Below are 19,174 nucleotides of genomic sequence, written 5' to 3' on the forward strand. Positions count from 1 at the left end.
CCGGATCGGCGCTGCCTCACTGGTCCCGGCGCTGCAGCGGATAATCGCCGGCGTCGTAGAGCCTCTGTATCTGGGTGCTGTCGAAACGGGCTTCTTCGACCTCGAGAATGGACCCGCGCAACAGGGATGCGGGCATCACCTCGATTGCGAAGCGCAGAGCCTCGGCCACGGTGTCGAACCTCTTGTAGCCGAGCCTGCTCGTTCTCTTCCAGTTCTTGCACGGGTAGAGCCCCGCGCCGGCGTTGTAGTTGAAGGCGGCCATGGTGGTGTCCTTGTGGTCGAGGATAGGTGCGAGGGGATGGTCCGAGCGAGCGGCCTCGTCGGAGCGGTCCCGTGTCAGGCCGGCTGCAGTTGCGACGCGCGCCTCTGGAGGCGTTCCTGCTTCTGGGCGAGCTTGAGCTCGCGGCTTCTCAGGGCCTGCCTATGGCGGAATTCCTGGAGCTTGGCGGCATTGGAGCCTTCTTCTGCATCGGGTTTGCGAAACAGATTCTGGGCGGCATTGCGGACAGTATCGATCATTGATGTAACCTTAAAGGGTAGACTGCGGGACGTGACGACGGCCAACGCAAGAATTCTCCAGCCGACAGGGCGGAGTTCGACGTTCGCAAAATCAAGGGTGTCGCCAAACAACCGGCAGGGCCGGAAGGATCAGGTAGCCGAAAAGGCTGAAAACGTGAATCATATATGGCGATATAATGCGTCACTTTCAAGACTTGTCTCAAATACGGATAGGCGGCGCTTGCCATCGGCGGAAATGAGGCCCATCGTGGCTGGTCGGCTGCAACTGGTAAGGGCGCAGCCGCCTGAGGGACCCGAGCCCTAGCCCCGACGAAAAAGGAGGGGCGCGATGTCTTCACGATCCTCGCATCCGAATTTCCAGCTCTATTTTCAGAAGATGCTGACCAACAGCCAGCCGGAGCAAGCCGCAGAAACCTGTCCGGACGGCCCGGCCCTGCGTGCGATTTTCCGGGATATGCTGATTCAGGGGCCGCCGCTGACCGGTTCGGAGATTTGGCTTGAGGGCATCCGTGCCGCCCGAGTTTCAAAAAAACGCCCCGGGTCCAACTAATTTAGATCAGTTTCGGCCTTCTCGGAAAAGACAGTCCGGCATGCGTCACCGGAAAATCCAGGCGATGCGATCTTTACACGATCAAGGATAAAGACTGCGTCAGAGGCGCCGTGGTACGGCGCCTCCTGCTCGAATATTATTTCGGCTTCTTGCCCAAGGTAAGGCCGCTGCCGGCGAGCTTGACCTGTGCGCCTGCGGGCGCGGCGGTTGCTGCGGCGGCCTTGTCTTTTTTCGGTTTGCGAGTTTCGCGATTACTTCGTACCTGGCCTTTAGCCATTTTGTCCTCCTTGGGCGGCGATCGAATGTCGAGAGTGAAATCATGTTCGGCGACAGGCATGCTAGGCGTGAAATGACGGATTTGCAAAACCTGCCTTTGCCAGCCGAAGCATCAAAGCTGCGGTAGCACGGTATCTCTGTGTTTGCTCAACGAAGCCGATATTGCGGCCCCAAAGCTCTTTTCGGGATGATCGCCAAAACGGGCAAGCATGAGGGCAGCCCCCGTTGCGCCGATCCGGTCGGCGACAAGTATGTCGCTTGGCTGCGTATGCTCACCGAATTGATGAAGTTCGATATTCTCCCGGTATCCGGGACCGCTGACGCGGACCAGATTGCGGGAGGTGGACTGAGAGAATTCGGAAGACATGGCGTCCTCCTTTCATTGGGGCCAGGGCGTGGGAATCCTGAAGCAGCAGTGCCCTTTATATCGCTGCTGAAGCTGCCATCATGCGCCGGACTTGCGCCAAACGCAATGTGCGGGTTGTGAGAAATGCCTTGCTCAAGACATAGTTGACCGGTAGTGGTAACCATCGAAATTGGTTGTCGAGCTTCGTTTTCACGCCTTTTGCGTTCGAGCTGATCTTTCCCTTCAAAATCGATCTCTTTTGTCGCCGGCATCTTGCCGGACGGCGACCTGTGTTCGATCGGAAGGATCATCTTCATGAGCAGCGGAATCGTAAAATTTTTCAATACCTCCAAGGGTTTCGGCTTTATCCAGCCCGCCGACGGATCGACGGACGTGTTCGTCCACATCTCGGCCGTCGAGCGCTCGGGGATGACCTATCTGGCTGAAGGCCAGAAGGTGAGTTTCGATGTCGTGCGCGACAACCGCACCGGCAAGAATGCAGCTGAAAATCTGCAGATCGCTTAAAGCCAAAACCAACTTCGGGCTCCGGCCACGGATGTACTGGCGTGGACCGTAAGCGGTCGCCAGGCACGGTTTCTCTCGGCCTTTTGTTATTGAATAATGAAAGAATTTCCATGAAAAAGACAGATGCAGAACAGCAGGTAAAGCGTGCCCAGCGCCAGGTGATCAATACCAGCGGCGGCGGCCATCTCGGCGGCACCAACCACGGTCAGGGCTACGACGCCAAGACCTCTTCCGCCAAGGGCAAGGCCGACAAGGGCCGCAAGCCCGGCGGCAAGAGCTAACTATCCGATGATGTGGGCCGAGGGGTACTTCGGCCCGTTCTCGCGGATCGGATTTGTCCGTTCCGAGTAGGCCCCACGTCTTCCAACTCCATGCCGGCGATCGCGCCGTCGGCGCGGGGAATTTGGATCACTTGCGCTTGGGAGCGACCGGCCCTTTCTCCGGTTTCTGGGGATGGCCCGGTGCGATGGGATCGCTTGCCGGAAAAGTCTCTTCGAGCGACTCTTCCAGGTAGTCGTCCTGTTCCTTGGCGATATCCTTGGCGGACGTTCCGGGCGAAGGCGCCTCTTTTCTCGTTCCCATTTTCGATCTCCCTGGTTGGTCGAACCGGATGATCCTACTCCCGTTTCTTCGAAGGCAGAAGGCACGATTGCGTTCTCATGGCTGCTGCGTTTCGGCTACACAAAAGCCTTCCCCATGACGACGGAATCCATTTTCAATTCTAGCCGATCGGCGGGCGGCGCCAGCAGTTTCGAATTATCCGCTCCGATTGACGAAGATCATGGCTCGGGCCGGTGCCGATCCTAGACTTTCCTCCATAGGGCCGATCAAGGCCTCGTGCAGAGGAGACAGACAATGTCGTTCAAGACAGTGCTCGCAATGATCGGCAATATGGAACCCGCCGCTGATCTCGCCCGTGCCATGGAGATCGCGACCGAACTCGAGGCACATCTTTCCGTGATGGTCATCGGCCTCGCGGTTCCGGCAACCATGGGAGATTTTCCGGCCGGCACCGTATGGCTCGACCAGCGGGACCAGGACCTGAGATTGCTCGACGGCATCCAGGAAAAGGCAGCCGGCGCCTGCGAGGCGAATGGCCTCTCGTTCGACGTCGATGTCGTTTATGCGGATGGCGGTTTCGTCAGTGAGGAAATTCATCGCCGCGCTCTTTATGCCGATGTGCTGGTGATCGGAGACGGCGTGCGCGCCGACAGCATGCTCACAAGGCGGATCGTGGATGGTGGCGTGTTCGAAGCGCGGCGTCCCCTCCTGCTGGTTCCGAAGGGCCGCAAGACGACGCTGAAACCGCGTCGGATCCTGCTCGCCTGGAATTCCCGCACGGAGGCCTCCCAGGCCGCGCGCGAGGCTCTTGATATGATGACCTGGGCGGAAGAAGTGCATGTGGTGCTCGTGGATCCGGACACCTCCTATTGGGTCAGCGGCGGCGAACCCGGCGCCGACGTGGCCGTCTATCTCGCCCGCCACGGCATCAACGTCGTCGTCGAACAGCTGCTGAGCGGCGACCGGCTGGTGGAGGACGTGCTCGAAAGACATGCGCTGGAAATCAACGCCGACCTCATCGTCATGGGCGCCTACGGACACTCGCGGCTGCGAGAGCGGATTTTTGGCGGGGTGACCGCTTCGATTCTGGAGGAAAGCAGGTTCCCGGTGCTGATCGCCCGGTAAAACCTCCTGACCTGCCTCCTGTCAGTCCGCGGGAGGCGGGTTTTTGTGCGCGTAAAGTGCAGCGACAGGGAGGGGACGTTATTTGATCCCTGACGCAAGACCCACCCCACGGGACTGAAACCAGGAGGGCGGGTCAGATCGCGTTACCTTCTGCCTATCGAGCGGATTGCATCGGCGGCGTTCGGATCACGACGCCGCCGACGTCGGCAATGCTTGCGGCCAGGATTCGTATCGCTTCCTCCGCATCGGAGGCGATCTTGCCAACGATCTCCACGACCGAGTTGCGCACCCTGACTTCGACCTTGTCCTTGCCCAGTCCCAGTTCTGCCAGGAGCCGCGTCGCGACGGCCAGCTGCAGCGCATCGTCGCCACGTGCGATCACGTCAGGCATGCCGATGTCGAGCTTGAGGACATCGCGGCGGCTGACGATCCCGACGAGCATGCCGTTGTCGAGGACAGGAATCCGCTTGACGGAATGGAGGCGCATCAGTGCGACGATCTCGGCGACGCTGGCTTCCGGCGCCACACTGACGATCTTGCGGCTCATGCAGTCCTCGACCTTCAACCCGTGCGTCTTGACGTAGTTTCTGAAGAATGCGGGATCGCCGGCGTCAGGAGCGGCCTTCGGCGCAAAGTTGAATTCATGCCGTTTCAGAATGTCTCCCTCGGTAAGCATTCCGCACAATGCCCCACCGTCGTCGATCACGGGCAGGCCGCTGATGTCGTTGTCGATCATCATGCGGATCGCGTGTCTGAGGCTGGCTCCGGGGCTGATGTGAACCACCCTGGTCGTCATCAAATCTTTGGCAAGCATCCTGTGCTCCTGTGGTTGCGATCATCCGTCGCTTGCCCTGAGCTTCCCGCATCGTACCCGCGCCGACCTTGACCTAGCGCAATCTGAGCGCGGGCGGCCTTCAGGCCAGGTTCGTTCTACGGAGGCGCCATTTGTCCAGTTCGGTGACGACCAGGATCGAGGAGGCGGCAAGCATCATCAACGCCCACTCGGCAAACGAGATCGGCGCGAGATCGAGGGTTTCGCGGAACCAGGGGATATACATTGCCGAAATATGGATGGCCTGGGCCGCGATGACAGTCAGGATCAGCAGCGGGTTGCCGAAAAAATTCAACGAGAAGACCGATCGGCGCTCCGAGCGGCTGGTGAAGGTCTGGACGTTTTCGAACAGCACGAAAAGCAGCAGCAGCAGGTTGCGCGCCTGCGAAATCTCGTAGCCCTGATAGAGCAGATAGGAGAAGATCGCGAAACCGCCGCCGCCGATGACCAGCGTCGACTGGACGATCCGTTGGATCATCAACCGGTCGAAGATCGGCTCCTTCGGGCGGCGCGGCGGTCGTGCCAGTTCGTCGCCTTCAGGTTTCTCGCCGGCAAGCGCGACATCCTGAATGCCGTTGGTGACGAGATTGAGCCAGAGCAGCTGCACCGGAAGCAACGGCATGGGTAGCCCGAGCGGGATTGCCAGCAGGAAAAGCAGCATTTCGGCAGCACCCGTCGCGGTGAGCATGAGGATCACCTTGCGGATATTGGAATAAGCGGTGCGGCCTTCGCGGATGCCGCTGACGATGGACGCGAAATTGTCGTCGGTGACGACGATATCGGCGCTTTCCTTGGCGACTTCCGTTCCCTTGCGGCCCATCGCCACCCCCACATGGGCGTGTTTCAGGGCGGGGGCGTCGTTTATCCCGTCGCCGGTGACGGCCACGAAGTGGCCGTTGCGGGCGAGCGACAGCACGATCGCAAGCTTCTGCGCCGGTGCCACCCGGGCATAGATTCGCGCCCGCCCGGTCAGCTCGTCGAGCGCATCCGGACCGGCTTCCTCGGCCTTGCCGACATCGGCACCGCTGGTGATCTGATCGGGCAGGAACCGTAACCCGGCCTCCGCGGCGATGGCGGCAGCGGTCTTCGGGTCGTCGCCGGTCACCATCACCACCGTCACGCCGGCCGAGTAACAGTCCTGGATCGCTTGCGGAATTTCCGGGCGGATCGGATCCTGCATGCCGGCAAGGCCGAGAAACACCAGGTCGACCAGGTGATGGTAACCGAAGGTCTCCTCCGAGCCGCTGCGGATTTCCCCTTCCGCGAACGCGAGCACTCTGAGGCCGCGCTCTGCCATCTCCTCCTTCTGTCGGAGAAGTATCTCGCGATCGATCGGCATGACGCCGTTGCCGCCGTCCATCCGGTCCGCCATGTCGATCAGGGTTTCCGCCGCCCCCTTGACGAAGATGCGTACCCGCCCGCTCCGGCGATGGAAGGAGGCGGCATATTTGAGGTCCGGCTCATAGGGAATGCGCGCGATCAGCGGGTAATCGTCCTTCATCGCTTCCTGCTCGAGCCCGGCCTTGCGGGCTGCAGCCAGGAGAGCGATATCGACCGTATCGCCGACACCTTTCCAGCCATCCGCCTGGCGGGTCAGACCACCCTCATTGGGCAGAACGGCCGCCTTCAGCAGTCTCCCGGCACGATCACGCGCCTCCGCAGCGCTGAGGTTCGACCCGCGGATCTCGCAGGTATCGAGATCCATGCCGGCATCGAGCATGAGTTCGCTGCCGTCGGGAAGACGGATATCGGTGACGGTCAGCTCGTTGAGGGTCAGCGTTCCGGTCTTGTCGGTGGCGATCATTGTGCAGGAACCGAGCGACTCGACCGCCGGCATGCGGCGGACGATGACGTTACGCCTGGCCATGCGGCGCATGCTGATCGCCAGCGCGATCGAGATGGCGATCGGCAGGCCCTCCGGGATGGCGCTGACCGCAAGCCCGACCGACATCATGAACAGGTCGTCCCAGGCAAGCCCGCGGAACAGGCCAGCGGCGACGAGGACGACGGAAGCGAGCCCGACGCTCCAGGCGATCATGTTCGAAAAATGCTTGAGCCGGATCAGCAGCGGCGGCTGAGTGGCAGACGCCTTGCCGATCTCGGCGGCGATCCTGCCGATTTCGGTCGAAAGACCGGTCGCAACCACCAGGCCGGCACCGCGCCCGCGCGTGACGAGGCTGCCCGCAAATGCAAGGCCGGATTTTTTGTTTTCGGGCGGTGCGCCGACGATGGTCACCGTCTTGCGCGCCGGCGCGGATTCGCCAGTCAGAAGCGACTCGTCGCAGAGCAGGTCGTTGGCCTCGAAAAGTTCGATATCGGCGGGGATGCGCCCGCCCGCCTCGATCCGCACGAGATCGCCCGGAACCAGCAGGCGCGCCTCGATCTCCTGCGCGATCCCGTCGCGGACGACCGTCGCAAACGGTTGTTCGAGATTGCGCAAAGCCGCCGCCGCACGGCCGGCGGAATATTCCTGGATGCCGCCGATCACACCGTTCAACACCAGCACGATGCCGATGAAAACGGCATCTTCCGCCTCGCTGACCAGAAGCGAAACTGCCGCCGCGATCAGCAGGATATAGATCAGCGGGCTGCGGAATTGCGCAAGGAAGATCAGGAACAGGGACGAGGCCCGGGGTTCGGGAAGGCGGTTCAGGCCGAACCGCGCCAGACGCTCCGCCGCTTCGGTGCTGCTCAGCCCTTCGGAAGCCGCATTGTTCTCTTCGCGCTCGGATTGGACGAGGACTGAATTTGCAGGCATCGGCGCTCCAGATCAAACTGCGCCCTTGTCGGCAAACGAGAGGCGCTCGATCGAGGAGGATAACCGCCGGTGTTTGCCGGCCATTGATATCCGTCAACGTGGCTGCGTGTCTTGGTCGCTGCATCAGAGTTGAATTATCTGCTCCATGTTGTTCCCGGAGAATCTGTCCGCCTGGGTCAGATGGAATCGGCGGCGTAGTATCGCTACGCCGCCGAAGCAGTCGCGGGTTTACCTGTCGGTGCTCGCGGTCTTGGAAGCGGCGGTGCCACCATTGTCACTACCGGCGTTGGTCCCGTCGTTCGTTCCTTGGTTCTTTTCCTGTCCCCAGCCGTTGTTGCCTTTGGAGGTTTCAGGCGGCGGTTCACACTCGCCGGCTCCGCACGCATAACTCGCCGAGAAACCCGTCCCGGCAAGGACCATCCCCGCGCTTAGAGTGATAATCTGCAGCAACTTCGTTGACATCACAGCATTCCTCCTTTGCTTGAGACATGACTTTCGTGACGATGAACCGATCACTCCGCCATGTCATGCCAGCACATCGAAGGATGGGCGAAAGGCGTAGCCGATCCAAAGTGGCTAAACGTCGAAAAGTATTTGCCAGATTGAAAATTGGCGAGAATGTCCTCGGCAAAGACTGCGCTGCAAGTGCTATTCATTTCCATCCTCTGAACGAGCCAGAGGAGGAGATAGTCCGTCTTGAGGAGTTGTTGCAAAGCCAAACCATCGGCTTCGGAAGCGATGGAAACCGTTCCTCAGACCGTGCGCTTCCGGCTATGACACTGTCATTTGTCACGGCTTGTCTGAGCAGTCGAACGGGGTCCCCAGTCGTCTTTCACACAGATCCAGGCATCCCCGGAATATGGAGGGCGTCACACGCTTTTTTACGTTGGGAGTCGATCCAGTTTACGAAAAGTTCTCCAGCACAGCCATGAACGTATGCCGGTCGCCCTGGCCCTCGGTGAGCCGCACGCGGCCTTCGATGTCAGCAAGATGATGGTCCATCAACTGCTGCGCCTTCACCAGGTCCTTGGCTTTCAGCGCAGTCACGATCAGGCGATGGTGATCGGCGCCGCAGTCGTCCTGCTTCTCTTCCTCGTAGAGGGCCATCACCAGCGAGAGGCGGGCAACGATCTTCGACAACATTTCGGTCATGACCGCGTTGCCGCCGAGTTGGGCGAGCACGATGTGAAACTTGCCGGACAGGACCGTTTTCGACTTTTCGTCGCCGTGATGATGGATATGTTCTTCCTCGTCCGTCAGCTTTTCGAGAGCGTCCAGTTGCTCCGCTTCGGCGCGGTTCATGACGAGTTCGAGGATGACGTGCTCCAGTTTCCGGCGTGATTCGAAAAGAGCCCTGGCTTCTTCGATGCCGGGTTCTGCAACGAAAGTGCCGCGATTTTTCTTTCGCTCCAGAAGGTGGTCGCTTTCCAGAACGCCGAGCGCTCCTCGGACGACCGTTCTGCTGACGCCGAAATGTTCGGCTATCGCATCCTCGAGAATCTTGGTGCCCGGCTTCAGTGCACCTTCGCCAATGGCCGCGGCGAGCGTGGTCCTGATACGCTCAGAAACATCGTCATTGTTGGTTTCGGCCGTATCCGCTGTATTATTTGCGTTCGGCGTGGCCTTGGCGCTTTGACGGCGCGTCCTTTTCATTTCCTGCTCCAAATGCCCTTACGGCAGCATTATTTTTTCCATGAGAATATTCCTGCGTATATGCCGATCTCGACAAAAAGCCAGACTTTCCCATGATTTTAAAGGGCATCGGCAGCTCATGCCGCCGATGCTGATGGACTGATCGTTCAGGCAGCCTGCCGCTTTGTCACCGACGAAGAAAGAGAGATACCGTTTTCCGCGCAAATCCTTTCGACGTAGCGAGCTGAGTCCTTGATGAAGGTCACAGCTTCCTTGTAGCCGTAGGACTGCTCCTCATAGGTGGGGTAGCCGTACTGGCTGGCTTCGTACGCTTCCCAATCCGGAATTTCACCAGATGTGACGCGCTTTTCGTATGCGTCCACCATGGCGATATAAGCATCCAGCTCTTCGGTGTTGAGATCCGGGTGGCCAGCGCGCCAGATCGGGTCGTCGATCTGGATGCACTGGCGTGGATTGGCTTTTCGGGGCTTGTCTTCGACGGAAGCGGCAACTTCCAGCGAAAAATTCAGATCTGGGTTCGCTCTTGCGAGGATGGGAAGGATCGAGCCGAAATCGACGATGCCGCCGCCGACCGGGCGGGTCTGGAAATCCAGGCCACCGGGTGCCCGTCCGACATAGGCGTCCTTCACGTGGGTCTGGCGGACATAGGGCGCGACGCGTTTTGCGGCAAAGACCGGATGTTCTGCGCGCTGCAGACCGTTGGCCGTGTCGAAGACCACGCCCATGCAATCCTCGCCGACCTTTTCGATCAGCCGAAGAATTTCGAAGGAGGTGATCTCGTCATGGGTCTCCATGTTGAGGTGAACGCCGTTGGCACGGGCGACAGGTGCCAGCTTCAGCAGAACCTTTTCGATGGCGAGCAACTGCTCTTCCCAGGTGACGTCGGTCCGGAACCGGTCATTCGCCAACCTGCCGCGATACTCCGATTTGAAATTGCCGGGCGATACCCAGAGTTCACGGCAGTCGATGGCAGCGCCGGCCTCGATCATCCGGGTGAAGCCGAGAATGATGTCGCCGTCGCCGATTGCCCTGAACTCCGGCGCCTCGGCGCTGCAATAGGGATTGATCTTGCCGACGCCGCTTTCGAGATAAAGGCCGAGTTCGTCGGCCTTCGCCCTGATGTCGCGCAGTTCGCCCTTGTCCAGCGTCGGGCTCATATCGAGAACCGTGGTGAAGAAAAGGCCACCGAGGCCGAGGTCCTTGACATGGTCTAGGCTTGCAAGCGGCCCACGCTTTGTGGCCTCGGGAAGTTTCTGTGCATCAATGCCCAGTCTCATGGTCTGCTCCTTGGGGTTTCCTGATCGGATACGCTGCGCTGGCGATCCTTGCTTGGTTGGATTGAACGATGGCGTCGGGCTGTCACGTCCGTCGCCGGGTCTCCTTTTGCGAGCCGCCAGACCGGCCCTTGGGTGCGAGCTGCTGCTCCAGGAAATGCTGACCGATCGAGGCGACCGTGGTGATCGCGAGATACCAGAGCGACGCAACGCACAGCAGTTCGATGACGAGAAAGTTGCGCGCATAGATGGCCTGCGCCTGGGTCAGCAGATCCTGCATGCCGATGACGGAGACGATGGCGCTGGCCTTCAGCATGCCGATCGCCTGGTTCCCGGTCGGTGGAACGATGAGGCGGACCGCCTGCGGCAGAACGACCGTCCGCAAGGTTTGCAGTGGCCTCAAGCCCAGGGACGATGCCGCTTCACGCTGTCCGCGATCCACCGCCGTCAGGCCGCCGCGAATGATCTCGCTCATATTGGCGGCCTCGTGCAGACCGAGCGCCAGGAACCCGGCGACCGCGGGAGTGACCAGATCATTGATCGATATTGTATAGGCGCCGAGACCGACCTCGGGGATGAAAAGCGCAATGTTGAACCAGAAGAAGATCTGGACGATCAGCGGCACGCCCCGAAACCACCATACGAAGCCGACGGCCATTGTTTTCAGCACGATGTTCTGGCTGGTGGCCATGATGGCGACGATGCAGCCGACGGCGATCCCGGCCAGCATCGCGCCTGCCGTCAGTTGGAGCGTCAGGACGACGCCGCCCAGGATCATCGGATCGATCATGAAACGAGGGATTTCGCTCCATTGAACGCTCTGGCTACGGCCGATGATCATCATAAGGAGAGCCAGCGCGAGGATCGCGCTGGTGCCGGTTGTGATTTGCCCCCACCGTATCGGCTTGCCGACGGGAGGTGCCATGGCGATGCTGACGGGTTGAGCAAAAAGGGACATGGGCTCAATCCACCGGCATGCTGGCGGCGTCGTTGACCTTGACCGTCTTCACGGCCAGCGGGCCAAGGCTCCATTTTTTCATGATGGCTTCATAGGCGCCGCTATCGACCATATGTTGAAGGCTTGCCACGACCGTGTTGCGAAGCTGTGGGTTGTCCTTGGATACCAGCATGCCGAGATATCCGACTGCGAGGCGGACATCCGGAAGAGCCTGCAGGCCGACGCCTCTGCCGGTCTGGTTTGCCGTGGTGTAGACGCTCGTGGCATAACCGTTGACGGTCGCATCGGCGCGGCCGGTGCGCACTGCCTGCAATACGTCGGGCATTTTCGGGATGGACATGATGTTGATCGGCGTGGCGCACTTGGCCGACGCGGCCTCCACCATGCGCCCCTGGAAAGTGCCGACCGGCACCGCGACCTTCTTGCCGCAGAGATCCGCCATGCTCTTGATGCCGAGCGGGTTGTCCTTGATGGTCATGATCGTGGTCGCGTCATACATGTAGTCGATGACATCGACCTGCTTTTCCAGTTCCGGATCATCGTTGATGCCGGAGACGGTCATGTCGAAACGCTTCGACAGGATCGCAGGAACGATTGCAGCCCCAGCGCCGACATCGGTCATCTGCACGTCGATGCCGAGAACAACGCCAAGCGCGGCCGCGATATCGGCATCGATGCCGATCAGCTTTCCATCCTCTGCGCGGAAGCTGATCGGCGGGGTGAGGTCGGTTGCGACCTTGAGGACCTTCGACGCCTTGATGGCAGGCGGCAGGCCGTCCGCAAGTTTCTGGTTGAATGCTATGCCCGGCAGCTTCGCCACGTCCGCCTCCGGTATCATCTTTACCGCTGGGCCTTCGGCTGCCTGTGCCGACAGGGAGAGCAAGGCTGCGAATGTGCCGGCAAGTCCGCTTCTCAGAATTCCGTTGATGCTGTTCATGGGATCCCCTTTCGTTGTTTTGCTGTGTTTGAATTCTCGGGGATTTTGAAGCAATCGCCGTGCCAAGTTGACGGGCTGATTCCTAAGTTATTGAGAAGAAAGCTAGATATTTCTATCGTCGACATTCGTATAATGTTTCGAAATTAGTTTCGCGTATTCATACGAATATGAATGCATAAATTTTCATCGATCTCAACGTTGTTGTCAGGGGAAACGCCGCGCCCAATCCAATTTAGCTCCAATTATAGGAATATTTGCCTGATTTTGAAGACGAAAACTCTGCAATGGGCAAGTTTCCGGTGAAAAGTGGCGTGAATTCTCCCGGCCGGATACCAAGTTTCTGCTCAAGAACTAAACTATCGAGACCAAATTATATGCAGTCACACTGATTTATTCAGATTCAAAACTCTATGATAATAAACTTGCGAATTTCACTTCGACAAAAATAACATATTTAAAACATTGCCTTGCTTCGATTCTTCGGTTGGCAGTTTGGAACTGGCACGGTGCTTGCAATTCGATTGGCATGAACCAGACCGAAACCAGATTTTTTAGCCAACGAGATATCCGCTTAGCTCCCGGTCGCTACTCGCGTCCCATCGTTGCGGCAGATCATGGGGGAATTTGCATGCCTCATATTGCGAACTCGATCGAAGGAAAGCAGCTCAGTGTCAAAGACCTCACGCACAGTTATGGCGGACAGAATGCCGTCAGCGATGTGTCCTTTGAGGTCAACGCTGGAGAAATCGTCGCACTCCTCGGGCCAAGCGGCTGCGGCAAGTCTACGGTGCTCCGGGCTATTGCAGGCTTGATCCACCCAAAGTCTGGCCGAATGGTGCTCGGTGGGGCCGACCTTGCCAACATATCAGCCCGAGCTCGTGGCATCGGCATGGTCTTCCAGAATTATGCGCTGTTCCCGCATCTGACCGTGGCCGAGAACATCGCCTATCCACTCGCCTGCCAGCAGGTTCCGCGTGCCGTACGAAAGGCACGCGTCGAGGAAATGTTGTCCCTCGTTCGCCTCAACGGTTACGGCAATCGGCTCCCACGCGAACTGTCCGGCGGCCAGCAGCAGCGTGTCGCGGTTGCCCGCGCCATAGCAGGGCGCCCTTCGCTGCTTCTGCTCGACGAGCCGTTCGGCGCACTGGACCGGGCGCTTCGCTTCGACCTGCAGGTCGAGCTTCTGCATCTTCAGAAAACGCTCGGGATCACAACGCTGATCGTCACCCACGACCAGGAAGAGGCCCAGAGCCTGGCAAACCGTCTTGTCTTGATGAGCAAGGGTAATGTCGAGCAGATCGATACGCCGATGGCCGTTTACGACCGGCCGAACACGCTGTTCGTCAACACCTTCATCGGGCAGGCCAATATTCTCCGCGGAACGGTCGCGCATCTGGATCCTGAAGCCACGTTGATCGGCTTGCCCGGTGACAAGGCTCTTCGCCTGCCGCGCCGCCTGAACTTTACTGCCGGATCGAAGGTCACCGTCACCTTCCGGCCCGAGGAGGTTCGGCTGACAAGCCAGCCAGGCGAAAATTCGCTTGCGGCACGCGTGACCGTATCCGTGCCGCTCGGCCCGACGCTCGTCCACGACCTCGTCCTCGACGACGGCACCAATCTGCGTGCGTCCGAGGTTCGCGGCCCTTCGACCTTCGTTCCCGAAACCGGGACGCAGGTTTTTGCCGAGATCGACACCGCACGAGCCCATGTCTTTCCGGGTGAACCGGAAGTCTCCCGGTGAATGAAGCCAGTGAATGAAAGCCGTCAATCAATAACCAACAGAGGTGATCGCATGACCAACTTCAATATGACCCGCCGTAATTTTGGCCTGCTCGCTGCCGGTGCGGCCGCAGCCGCAACCATGCCGTTTTCCGCCCGCGCCGCCGGCGGCAGCGTCGTCGCCGCAACCTTCCCCGGCAACTGGGAAGATGGCTACCGCACGGTTCTGACGCCGCTCGTCAAGCAAGCCGGTTTCGATCTGACGGTCGCCCCGGCACTGGCGCAGGACCAGCTCGCCAAGGTGATGGCGAGCCCCGGCAACCCGCCTTACGACACGCTGCTGATGTCGCCCGGCCAGATGGCGACCGCCATCGACAACGATCTGATCCAGAAGATCGATCCGAGCAAGCTCAAGAACTGGAGCATGCTCGACCCGGCCTTCCAGGGCGAATACGGCCCGACCGTGACGATCGAAGTCAACGGCATCGCCTACAATCCCGATCTCGTGCCGGCTCCCAAGGGCTATCGCGATCTGTTCGAAAATCCCGCCTACAAGGGCAAGGTATCCTGGACCGGCTTCGGTTCGAACACCGGCGTCATGGCCTATAGCCAGATCGCCAAGATCTTCGGGACCAGCGCCACGGACATGGACGCCGTCTTCAAGCTGTTCAAGGACAATCCGGAGCAGATCAAGGGCGTCGTCGCCAGCACCAACCACCAGATGACGCTGTTCCAGCAGGGCGAGATCGCGGTCTTCATGTGCTCGACCGGCAACGTCGCGCGCCTGAAGAGCATGGGCCTCAAGGCCGAGTTCGTTCAGCCGGAAACCGGCTCTCCCGCAGCCCCCGTCAACATCCACCTGACCAAGGGTTCGAAGAACGTCGAGGCCGCCTATGCTTACATGGATGCGGCGATCTCCAAGGCGGCACAGGATCAGTTGAAGATGCCGCCACGCGAGATGTTCCCGACCAATGGGCAAGTCACCCTGACGCCCGGCATCGAGGCTTTTGTCAAGCGCGACCAGCTTGCCAGCATGATCTATCCGGACTGGGCTTCGATCAACAAGAACCGTGCGGAATGGATCCGCAAGTTCGACGCCCTCGTTGCTGGCTGAGATAAGACAATGAAGGCGAGCGGCTTCCCATACGTTATCCCGATGCTCCTCTTGTCGGTGGCGTTCTTTGCGACGCCGCTCGCCGTTCTCATCGGGTTCAGTTTCATCGGTCCGGACGGACTGACACTCAACAATTATGGACGCTTCCTCGGCGATGCGTTCAATTATCGCGTGCTGATGAACACCGCCAAGCTCGGTCTGCAAACCGTGGCGAGCACGACCTTGCTCGGCATTCCGATCGCGCTCCTGTACTGGCACAGCGGCAAGACTGCGCGACAGGTCATCATTTTTCTGACGCTCATCCCGATGCTGACCAGCAACGTGGTGCGAACCTTTGCCTGGATCGTCATTCTCGGGCGGCAGGGGCCGATCAGCGAGACCTTCGTGGCTCTCGGTCTTGCAGGACAACCGTTCTCGCTGATGTCCACTGAACTCGGATTGGTATTGGCCATGTGCCAGATCGATCTGCCCCTTATCATCCTGCCGCTGATCGCGATCCTGTCGCGGACACCCGTCCAGTTCACTGAGGCCGCGCAGGTCTCCGGGGCCGGGCCATGGCGAATTTTCGTGACCGTACTTCTGCCGATGATGCTGCCGGGCCTGCTGGCAGGTTGGATCCTCGTCTTTGCGAGTACCAGCAGTTCCTTCGTGACCCAGGCGGTCATCGGCGGCGCCCGCAACGTCTACGTTCCGCAACTCATCTATCGCGAGGTCGGCACGCTGTTCGACTGGTCCATGGCATCGGCGATTGCCGTCGTCCTGCTGCTGTCGACCGGAATTCTGCTCGTCGCAATGACAATGATTTCCCGCCACAGGAGGCTCGTGGGCCATGCGTAACAAGCGTGAAAATCCGATCCCCGCTTTCCTCTACAAGGCATTCGTCTTCGGCTTCGGCGGTCTCAGCCTGATCTATCTGGTCGCCCCGATCATCATCGCGATCACCATGTCGTTTACATCAGGGCAGACCCTGAAATACCCGCCGCAGGGCTTTTCGATCCGCTGGTACGAGGCCTTGTTCGATCCGATCCGTTCGGGAACCGAGCACATCGCGGCCGGCAATTCGTTGAAGATTGCCGCTCTTGCGGTTCTCGGGTCGCTGCTCTTTGCAGTTCCCGCCACCATCGGCATGGCGCGGATGAAACGCAGCACTGTGAGTTCCATCGAGCCTCTCCTGCTCGCGCCGCTGGTCCTGCCAAGCTTGGTCTACGGTCTCGCGGCGCTGATCGTCGCCAACTTCGTCGGCTTCCAGCCTTCGCTCTGGCTGACAGTGACCGGCCATGTGGTCGTCTTCGGACCGCTGATGTACAGAGCCGCATCCGTTGTTGCCCAGGGGATCAATCCATCGCTGGCGGAGGCCTCGACGGTGATGGGGGCGACGTGGTTCACGACGCTGAGGCGCGTAACCTTGCCGCTCCTGCTGCCGGGCATCCTTGCCGGTGCGTTTCTCGTCTTCATCCAGTCGCTCGACAACGTGTCCGTCTCGCTCTTCCTCGCCGATGCCCGAACGACGGTGCTGCCGCTTAGGATGTTCGCTCTCATCGAAGAGTCGCTCGACGTCCGCGTTGCCGCGATGTCGGGAGTTTTGATCGCTCTCACGCTCGTGGTGCTGCTTGTCGCAAGACGGGTGCTGGCACCGCAGAAGCAGGCCTGACCCATTTTTAGAATTCTGGAAGGAATACCCAATGAACATGCGCGCAACCAAGGCGGGCTCTTATCGTGTCGGATCGCTGCTCGCCGATTTCCAGCCGGACTTCGATTTTTCCGCACCACTGCCGCTGCCGGTCGAGGAGTTCGAGGATCGCCTGCGTCGCATCCGCCGTCAGGCGGTCGAAGCGGGGCATGACGCGCTGATCGTCCACACCGGCGGAGTCGGCTGGTTTCACACATCGAACCACTATCTCCGCTATATCTGCGACTGGATGCGCGAAGGTGTGCTGATCATCCCGACAGACACCGACAAGCCGCTGACGCTTCTGTCCTTCTTCACCCAGTCCGTGCTGCTGCCGCCGGGCGGTGAACCGGTGCTGGTCGAGGATATCTGGCAGATTGGCCCGATCGGCCGCGAATATGCCGATCGTCCGGGCGACTCCGTGATCAAGACTGCCGAGAAATGCGCCGAAGTGCTGGCCAGCCTCGGGCTCGCAAAGGCCCAGATCGGCCGGATCGGCGACCGCACCTCGCTGACCTGCTGGGCGGCGCTCGACGAACTGATGCCGAAGAGCAAGTTCATCGCCGACAACGCTCTTCTCGACCGGATGCAGAAGCTGCGTTCACCGCGCGAGATCGAGATGTTCCGGGCAGCCGCGCAACTGGTCAGCATCGCGACGCAGGCCGCCTATCACGTCGCCAGGCCCGGCGTGACCGACCACGAGATCTATGCCGCCTTCACGCAGGCCCAGCTTTCCTTTGGAGGCGAGACTGGTGACGGCTATCAGATCGGCATCAACGAGTTCGGCACCCATTGCGGCAAACCCTACGGCCATGTCGTGCGTCCGGGTGACCTGATCAATCTCTATGTCTCCAACATCACCTACCGCGGCTACACGGCCCAGACCGCCCGCATGATCGCCGTCGGCAAGATCACCAAGCGGCAGGAAGAGGTGCTTGCTGCCTGCATCGAGGGCGTCAAGCGCGCCGAAAAACTGATCCGGCCGGGTGCGCTGATGCGCGACGTCAACAATGCCGCCTTCGGGCCGATGATCGAGCGCGGCATGCTGACTTCCTCGGAGGCGCGCACCATGCCCTATAACTGGGCGCCGATGGATGACGGCAGCGCACGGCTGATCCCGCGCCAGTATGTGAAGAACATCGACTGGGAGGCGCAGGGCCGCAAGCTCATGCATGTCTATCCGGCGACGGAAGGCCCGCATAACCCCAATCTCGGCCATTCCGTCGGCATGGCCGGGAGCCAAAACAGTTTCAACATCTCCTCCCACAACTACGACCGGATGGAGGAAGGCATGGTGTTCGTGCTGCACACCCAGTGGCTGGAACCGCTCTCCGCCGGCTGCAATGTCGGCGACATGTATGTCGTGACCAAGGACGGGTTCGAGAACCTCTCCCGCCACACCCCGCTTGAAACCCATCGTATCGCTGCCGAGGCCTGACACATGACCGACCACACCCATTTCGATTTCGCCAAGCTCAACGAGCGGGAACGCTACAAGCTTCTGATCGGCACCGTGATCCCGCGCCCCATCGCCCTGGTGACGACGGTCAGCAGGCAAGGGCAGCCCAATGCCGGTCCGTTCAGCTTCTTCAATGTGCTGACCCATGATCCGGCCATCATCGCCATCGGCGTCGAGAACTATTCGGACATGCGTTTCAAGGACACGGCGCGAAACATCCGCGAGACCGGAGAGTTCACGGTCCACATCTGCGATAACGCGCTGGTCGACCAGATGGAGGTCTGCGCCATCAAGTTCGGCCCCGAGGTCGACGAGATGGAGGAGGCAGGCCTTGCGACCGTCCCCGGCCAGATGGTGCGCAGCCCGCGCATTCTCGCGGCACCGGCAGCGCTGGAATGCCGCCGGCATACGACCCTGCAGGTCGGCCCGGCGCGGGAAATCATCTTAGGCGAGGTGCTCGGCGTCTATGTCCGCAGCGACGCGGTCAACCCGTCGAACCTGCATATCGACCAGCAGCTCATGGACGCGGTGGGGCGCATGGGCGGGCACACCTATGCCCGGACCCGCGACCAGTTCGACATCAAGACGCTGACTCCGCAGGAATGGGAAAGCCGCAAGGATGGCGCGAAGGCGGCGGCGGAATAAGCGCGCTTGTCCGCTTCCTCCGCGATATAATGGGCGAAGTGTGGCTGTGGAAAAAGGCAATGTATTTTACGTTGAGGCTTTGCACTCAGGAGCATAAGGCGGCACAATGCGTGGTGCCCGTGTCGGGAGGAAACGGCGGTAACCGTTCCCTCCCTCCGGGGAGCCAGTAGTCGGGGAAGCGGGCTTCCGTGCGTCGTTAGCGCGTCCGCAACCTCGGCTACGCCCGCATTATGTGGGAAAATGCTCCCGATTGG

At 60.1% G+C, this 19,174-nt stretch carries 22 protein-coding genes; 10 read left to right on the top strand and 12 right to left on the bottom strand.

Translation table 11 applies throughout. From position 1 onward, the window contains the following. Positions 1–16: 16 nt before the first annotated feature. A complete protein-coding gene (locus C5J24_RS13550; protein WP_046603327.1) occupies positions 17–262 on the bottom strand; it encodes a hypothetical protein in 246 nt (81 codons plus the stop codon). A gap of 74 nt (positions 263–336) precedes the next feature. After that, positions 337–519: a hypothetical protein gene (locus tag C5J24_RS13555; protein ID WP_105402128.1), complete on the bottom strand. Its 183-nt coding sequence runs from the start codon at positions 517–519 to the stop codon at positions 337–339. Positions 520–847: 328 nt separating this feature from the next. Here C5J24_RS13555 and C5J24_RS13560 point away from each other — a divergent pair, with 328 nt between their 5' ends. Beyond that, entirely contained in the window at positions 848–1,069 is a 222-nt protein-coding gene (locus C5J24_RS13560; RefSeq protein WP_105418515.1) for a hypothetical protein, read from the top strand. A gap of 136 nt (positions 1,070–1,205) precedes the next feature. Here C5J24_RS13560 and C5J24_RS13565 read toward each other — a convergent pair whose 3' ends face one another. Together C5J24_RS13565 and C5J24_RS13570 are read right to left on the bottom strand one after the other, a co-directional pair. Continuing rightward, positions 1,206–1,346 carry a hypothetical protein gene (locus C5J24_RS13565; protein ID WP_172716950.1) on the bottom strand — a complete coding sequence of 47 codons (141 nt, stop codon included), beginning with the start codon at positions 1,344–1,346 and terminating at the stop codon, positions 1,206–1,208. Between the two features lie 111 nt (positions 1,347–1,457). Next, a complete protein-coding gene (locus C5J24_RS13570) occupies positions 1,458–1,712 on the bottom strand; it encodes a hypothetical protein (protein WP_105418517.1) in 255 nt (84 codons plus the stop codon). A gap of 294 nt (positions 1,713–2,006) precedes the next feature. On the opposite strand from C5J24_RS13570, the gene C5J24_RS13575 reads away from it, so the two are divergent. Both C5J24_RS13575 and C5J24_RS31855 read left to right on the top strand, forming a co-directional pair. Further along, the gene (locus tag C5J24_RS13575; RefSeq protein WP_038548738.1) at positions 2,007–2,216 is read left to right on the top strand and encodes a cold-shock protein; all 210 of its coding nucleotides are present in this window, start codon (positions 2,007–2,009) and stop codon (positions 2,214–2,216) included. A 110-nt stretch (positions 2,217–2,326) separates the two neighbouring features. Further along, positions 2,327–2,497: a hypothetical protein gene (locus C5J24_RS31855; RefSeq protein WP_172723970.1), complete on the top strand. Its 171-nt coding sequence runs from the start codon at positions 2,327–2,329 to the stop codon at positions 2,495–2,497. Positions 2,498–2,624: 127 nt separating this feature from the next. Here the strand turns inward: C5J24_RS31855 and C5J24_RS31860 are convergent, their stop codons facing one another. After that, entirely contained in the window at positions 2,625–2,798 is a 174-nt protein-coding gene (locus tag C5J24_RS31860) for a hypothetical protein (RefSeq protein ID WP_172723971.1), read from the bottom strand. A gap of 273 nt (positions 2,799–3,071) precedes the next feature. Between C5J24_RS31860 and C5J24_RS13580 the strand changes: the two genes are divergently transcribed. Continuing rightward, complete coding sequence (locus tag C5J24_RS13580) at positions 3,072–3,902, top strand: universal stress protein (protein WP_105418519.1); 831 nt, start codon at positions 3,072–3,074, stop codon at positions 3,900–3,902. A gap of 154 nt (positions 3,903–4,056) precedes the next feature. Here C5J24_RS13580 and C5J24_RS13585 read toward each other — a convergent pair whose 3' ends face one another. From C5J24_RS13585 to C5J24_RS13620, 7 genes are all read right to left on the bottom strand, one after another. Further along, positions 4,057–4,716, bottom strand: a complete 660-nt coding sequence (locus C5J24_RS13585) for a CBS domain-containing protein (RefSeq protein WP_105418521.1) — start codon at positions 4,714–4,716, stop codon at positions 4,057–4,059. A 100-nt stretch (positions 4,717–4,816) separates the two neighbouring features. Next, a complete protein-coding gene (locus tag C5J24_RS13590) occupies positions 4,817–7,492 on the bottom strand; it encodes an HAD-IC family P-type ATPase (RefSeq protein ID WP_105418523.1) in 2,676 nt (891 codons plus the stop codon). A 228-nt stretch (positions 7,493–7,720) separates the two neighbouring features. Next, complete coding sequence (locus C5J24_RS13595) at positions 7,721–7,954, bottom strand: hypothetical protein (RefSeq protein WP_105402121.1); 234 nt, start codon at positions 7,952–7,954, stop codon at positions 7,721–7,723. Positions 7,955–8,395: 441 nt separating this feature from the next. Beyond that, positions 8,396–9,145: a GntR family transcriptional regulator gene (locus C5J24_RS13605; RefSeq protein ID WP_105402204.1), complete on the bottom strand. Its 750-nt coding sequence runs from the start codon at positions 9,143–9,145 to the stop codon at positions 8,396–8,398. Between the two features lie 146 nt (positions 9,146–9,291). Continuing rightward, on the bottom strand, positions 9,292–10,422 hold the full coding sequence (locus C5J24_RS13610; protein WP_105418527.1) for a sugar phosphate isomerase/epimerase family protein: 1,131 nt from the start codon (positions 10,420–10,422) through the stop codon (positions 9,292–9,294). Between the two features lie 82 nt (positions 10,423–10,504). Then, the gene (locus tag C5J24_RS13615; protein ID WP_105418529.1) at positions 10,505–11,377 is read right to left on the bottom strand and encodes an amino acid ABC transporter permease; all 873 of its coding nucleotides are present in this window, start codon (positions 11,375–11,377) and stop codon (positions 10,505–10,507) included. Positions 11,378–11,381: 4 nt separating this feature from the next. After that, on the bottom strand, positions 11,382–12,314 hold the full coding sequence (locus C5J24_RS13620; protein WP_105402117.1) for an ABC transporter substrate-binding protein: 933 nt from the start codon (positions 12,312–12,314) through the stop codon (positions 11,382–11,384). A gap of 628 nt (positions 12,315–12,942) precedes the next feature. Here C5J24_RS13620 and C5J24_RS13625 point away from each other — a divergent pair. The 6 genes from C5J24_RS13625 to C5J24_RS13650 are packed head-to-tail and all read left to right on the top strand — an operon-like array spanning position 12,943 to position 18,920. Beyond that, a complete protein-coding gene (locus C5J24_RS13625) occupies positions 12,943–14,055 on the top strand; it encodes an ABC transporter ATP-binding protein (RefSeq protein WP_371674281.1) in 1,113 nt (370 codons plus the stop codon). A gap of 51 nt (positions 14,056–14,106) precedes the next feature. Beyond that, on the top strand, positions 14,107–15,147 hold the full coding sequence (locus C5J24_RS13630; protein ID WP_105418533.1) for an extracellular solute-binding protein: 1,041 nt from the start codon (positions 14,107–14,109) through the stop codon (positions 15,145–15,147). A gap of 9 nt (positions 15,148–15,156) precedes the next feature. Next, complete coding sequence (locus tag C5J24_RS13635; RefSeq protein WP_105402114.1) at positions 15,157–15,984, top strand: ABC transporter permease; 828 nt, start codon at positions 15,157–15,159, stop codon at positions 15,982–15,984. Then, positions 15,977–16,798: an ABC transporter permease gene (locus C5J24_RS13640; protein ID WP_046632060.1), complete on the top strand. Its 822-nt coding sequence runs from the start codon at positions 15,977–15,979 to the stop codon at positions 16,796–16,798. The genes C5J24_RS13635 and C5J24_RS13640 overlap by 8 nt, the downstream gene beginning before the upstream one ends. A gap of 31 nt (positions 16,799–16,829) precedes the next feature. Then, positions 16,830–18,254, top strand: coding sequence for a Xaa-Pro peptidase family protein (locus C5J24_RS13645; RefSeq protein ID WP_105418535.1), 1,425 nt, complete (start codon positions 16,830–16,832; stop codon positions 18,252–18,254). Positions 18,255–18,257: 3 nt separating this feature from the next. After that, positions 18,258–18,920, top strand: coding sequence for a flavin reductase family protein (locus C5J24_RS13650; RefSeq protein ID WP_105418537.1), 663 nt, complete (start codon positions 18,258–18,260; stop codon positions 18,918–18,920). The last annotated feature ends 254 nt before the right edge of the window (positions 18,921–19,174 follow it).

The sequence above is a fragment of the Neorhizobium sp. T25_27 genome, assembly GCF_002968565.1.
Classification (GTDB): Bacteria; Pseudomonadota; Alphaproteobacteria; order Rhizobiales; family Rhizobiaceae; genus Neorhizobium; species Neorhizobium tomejilense.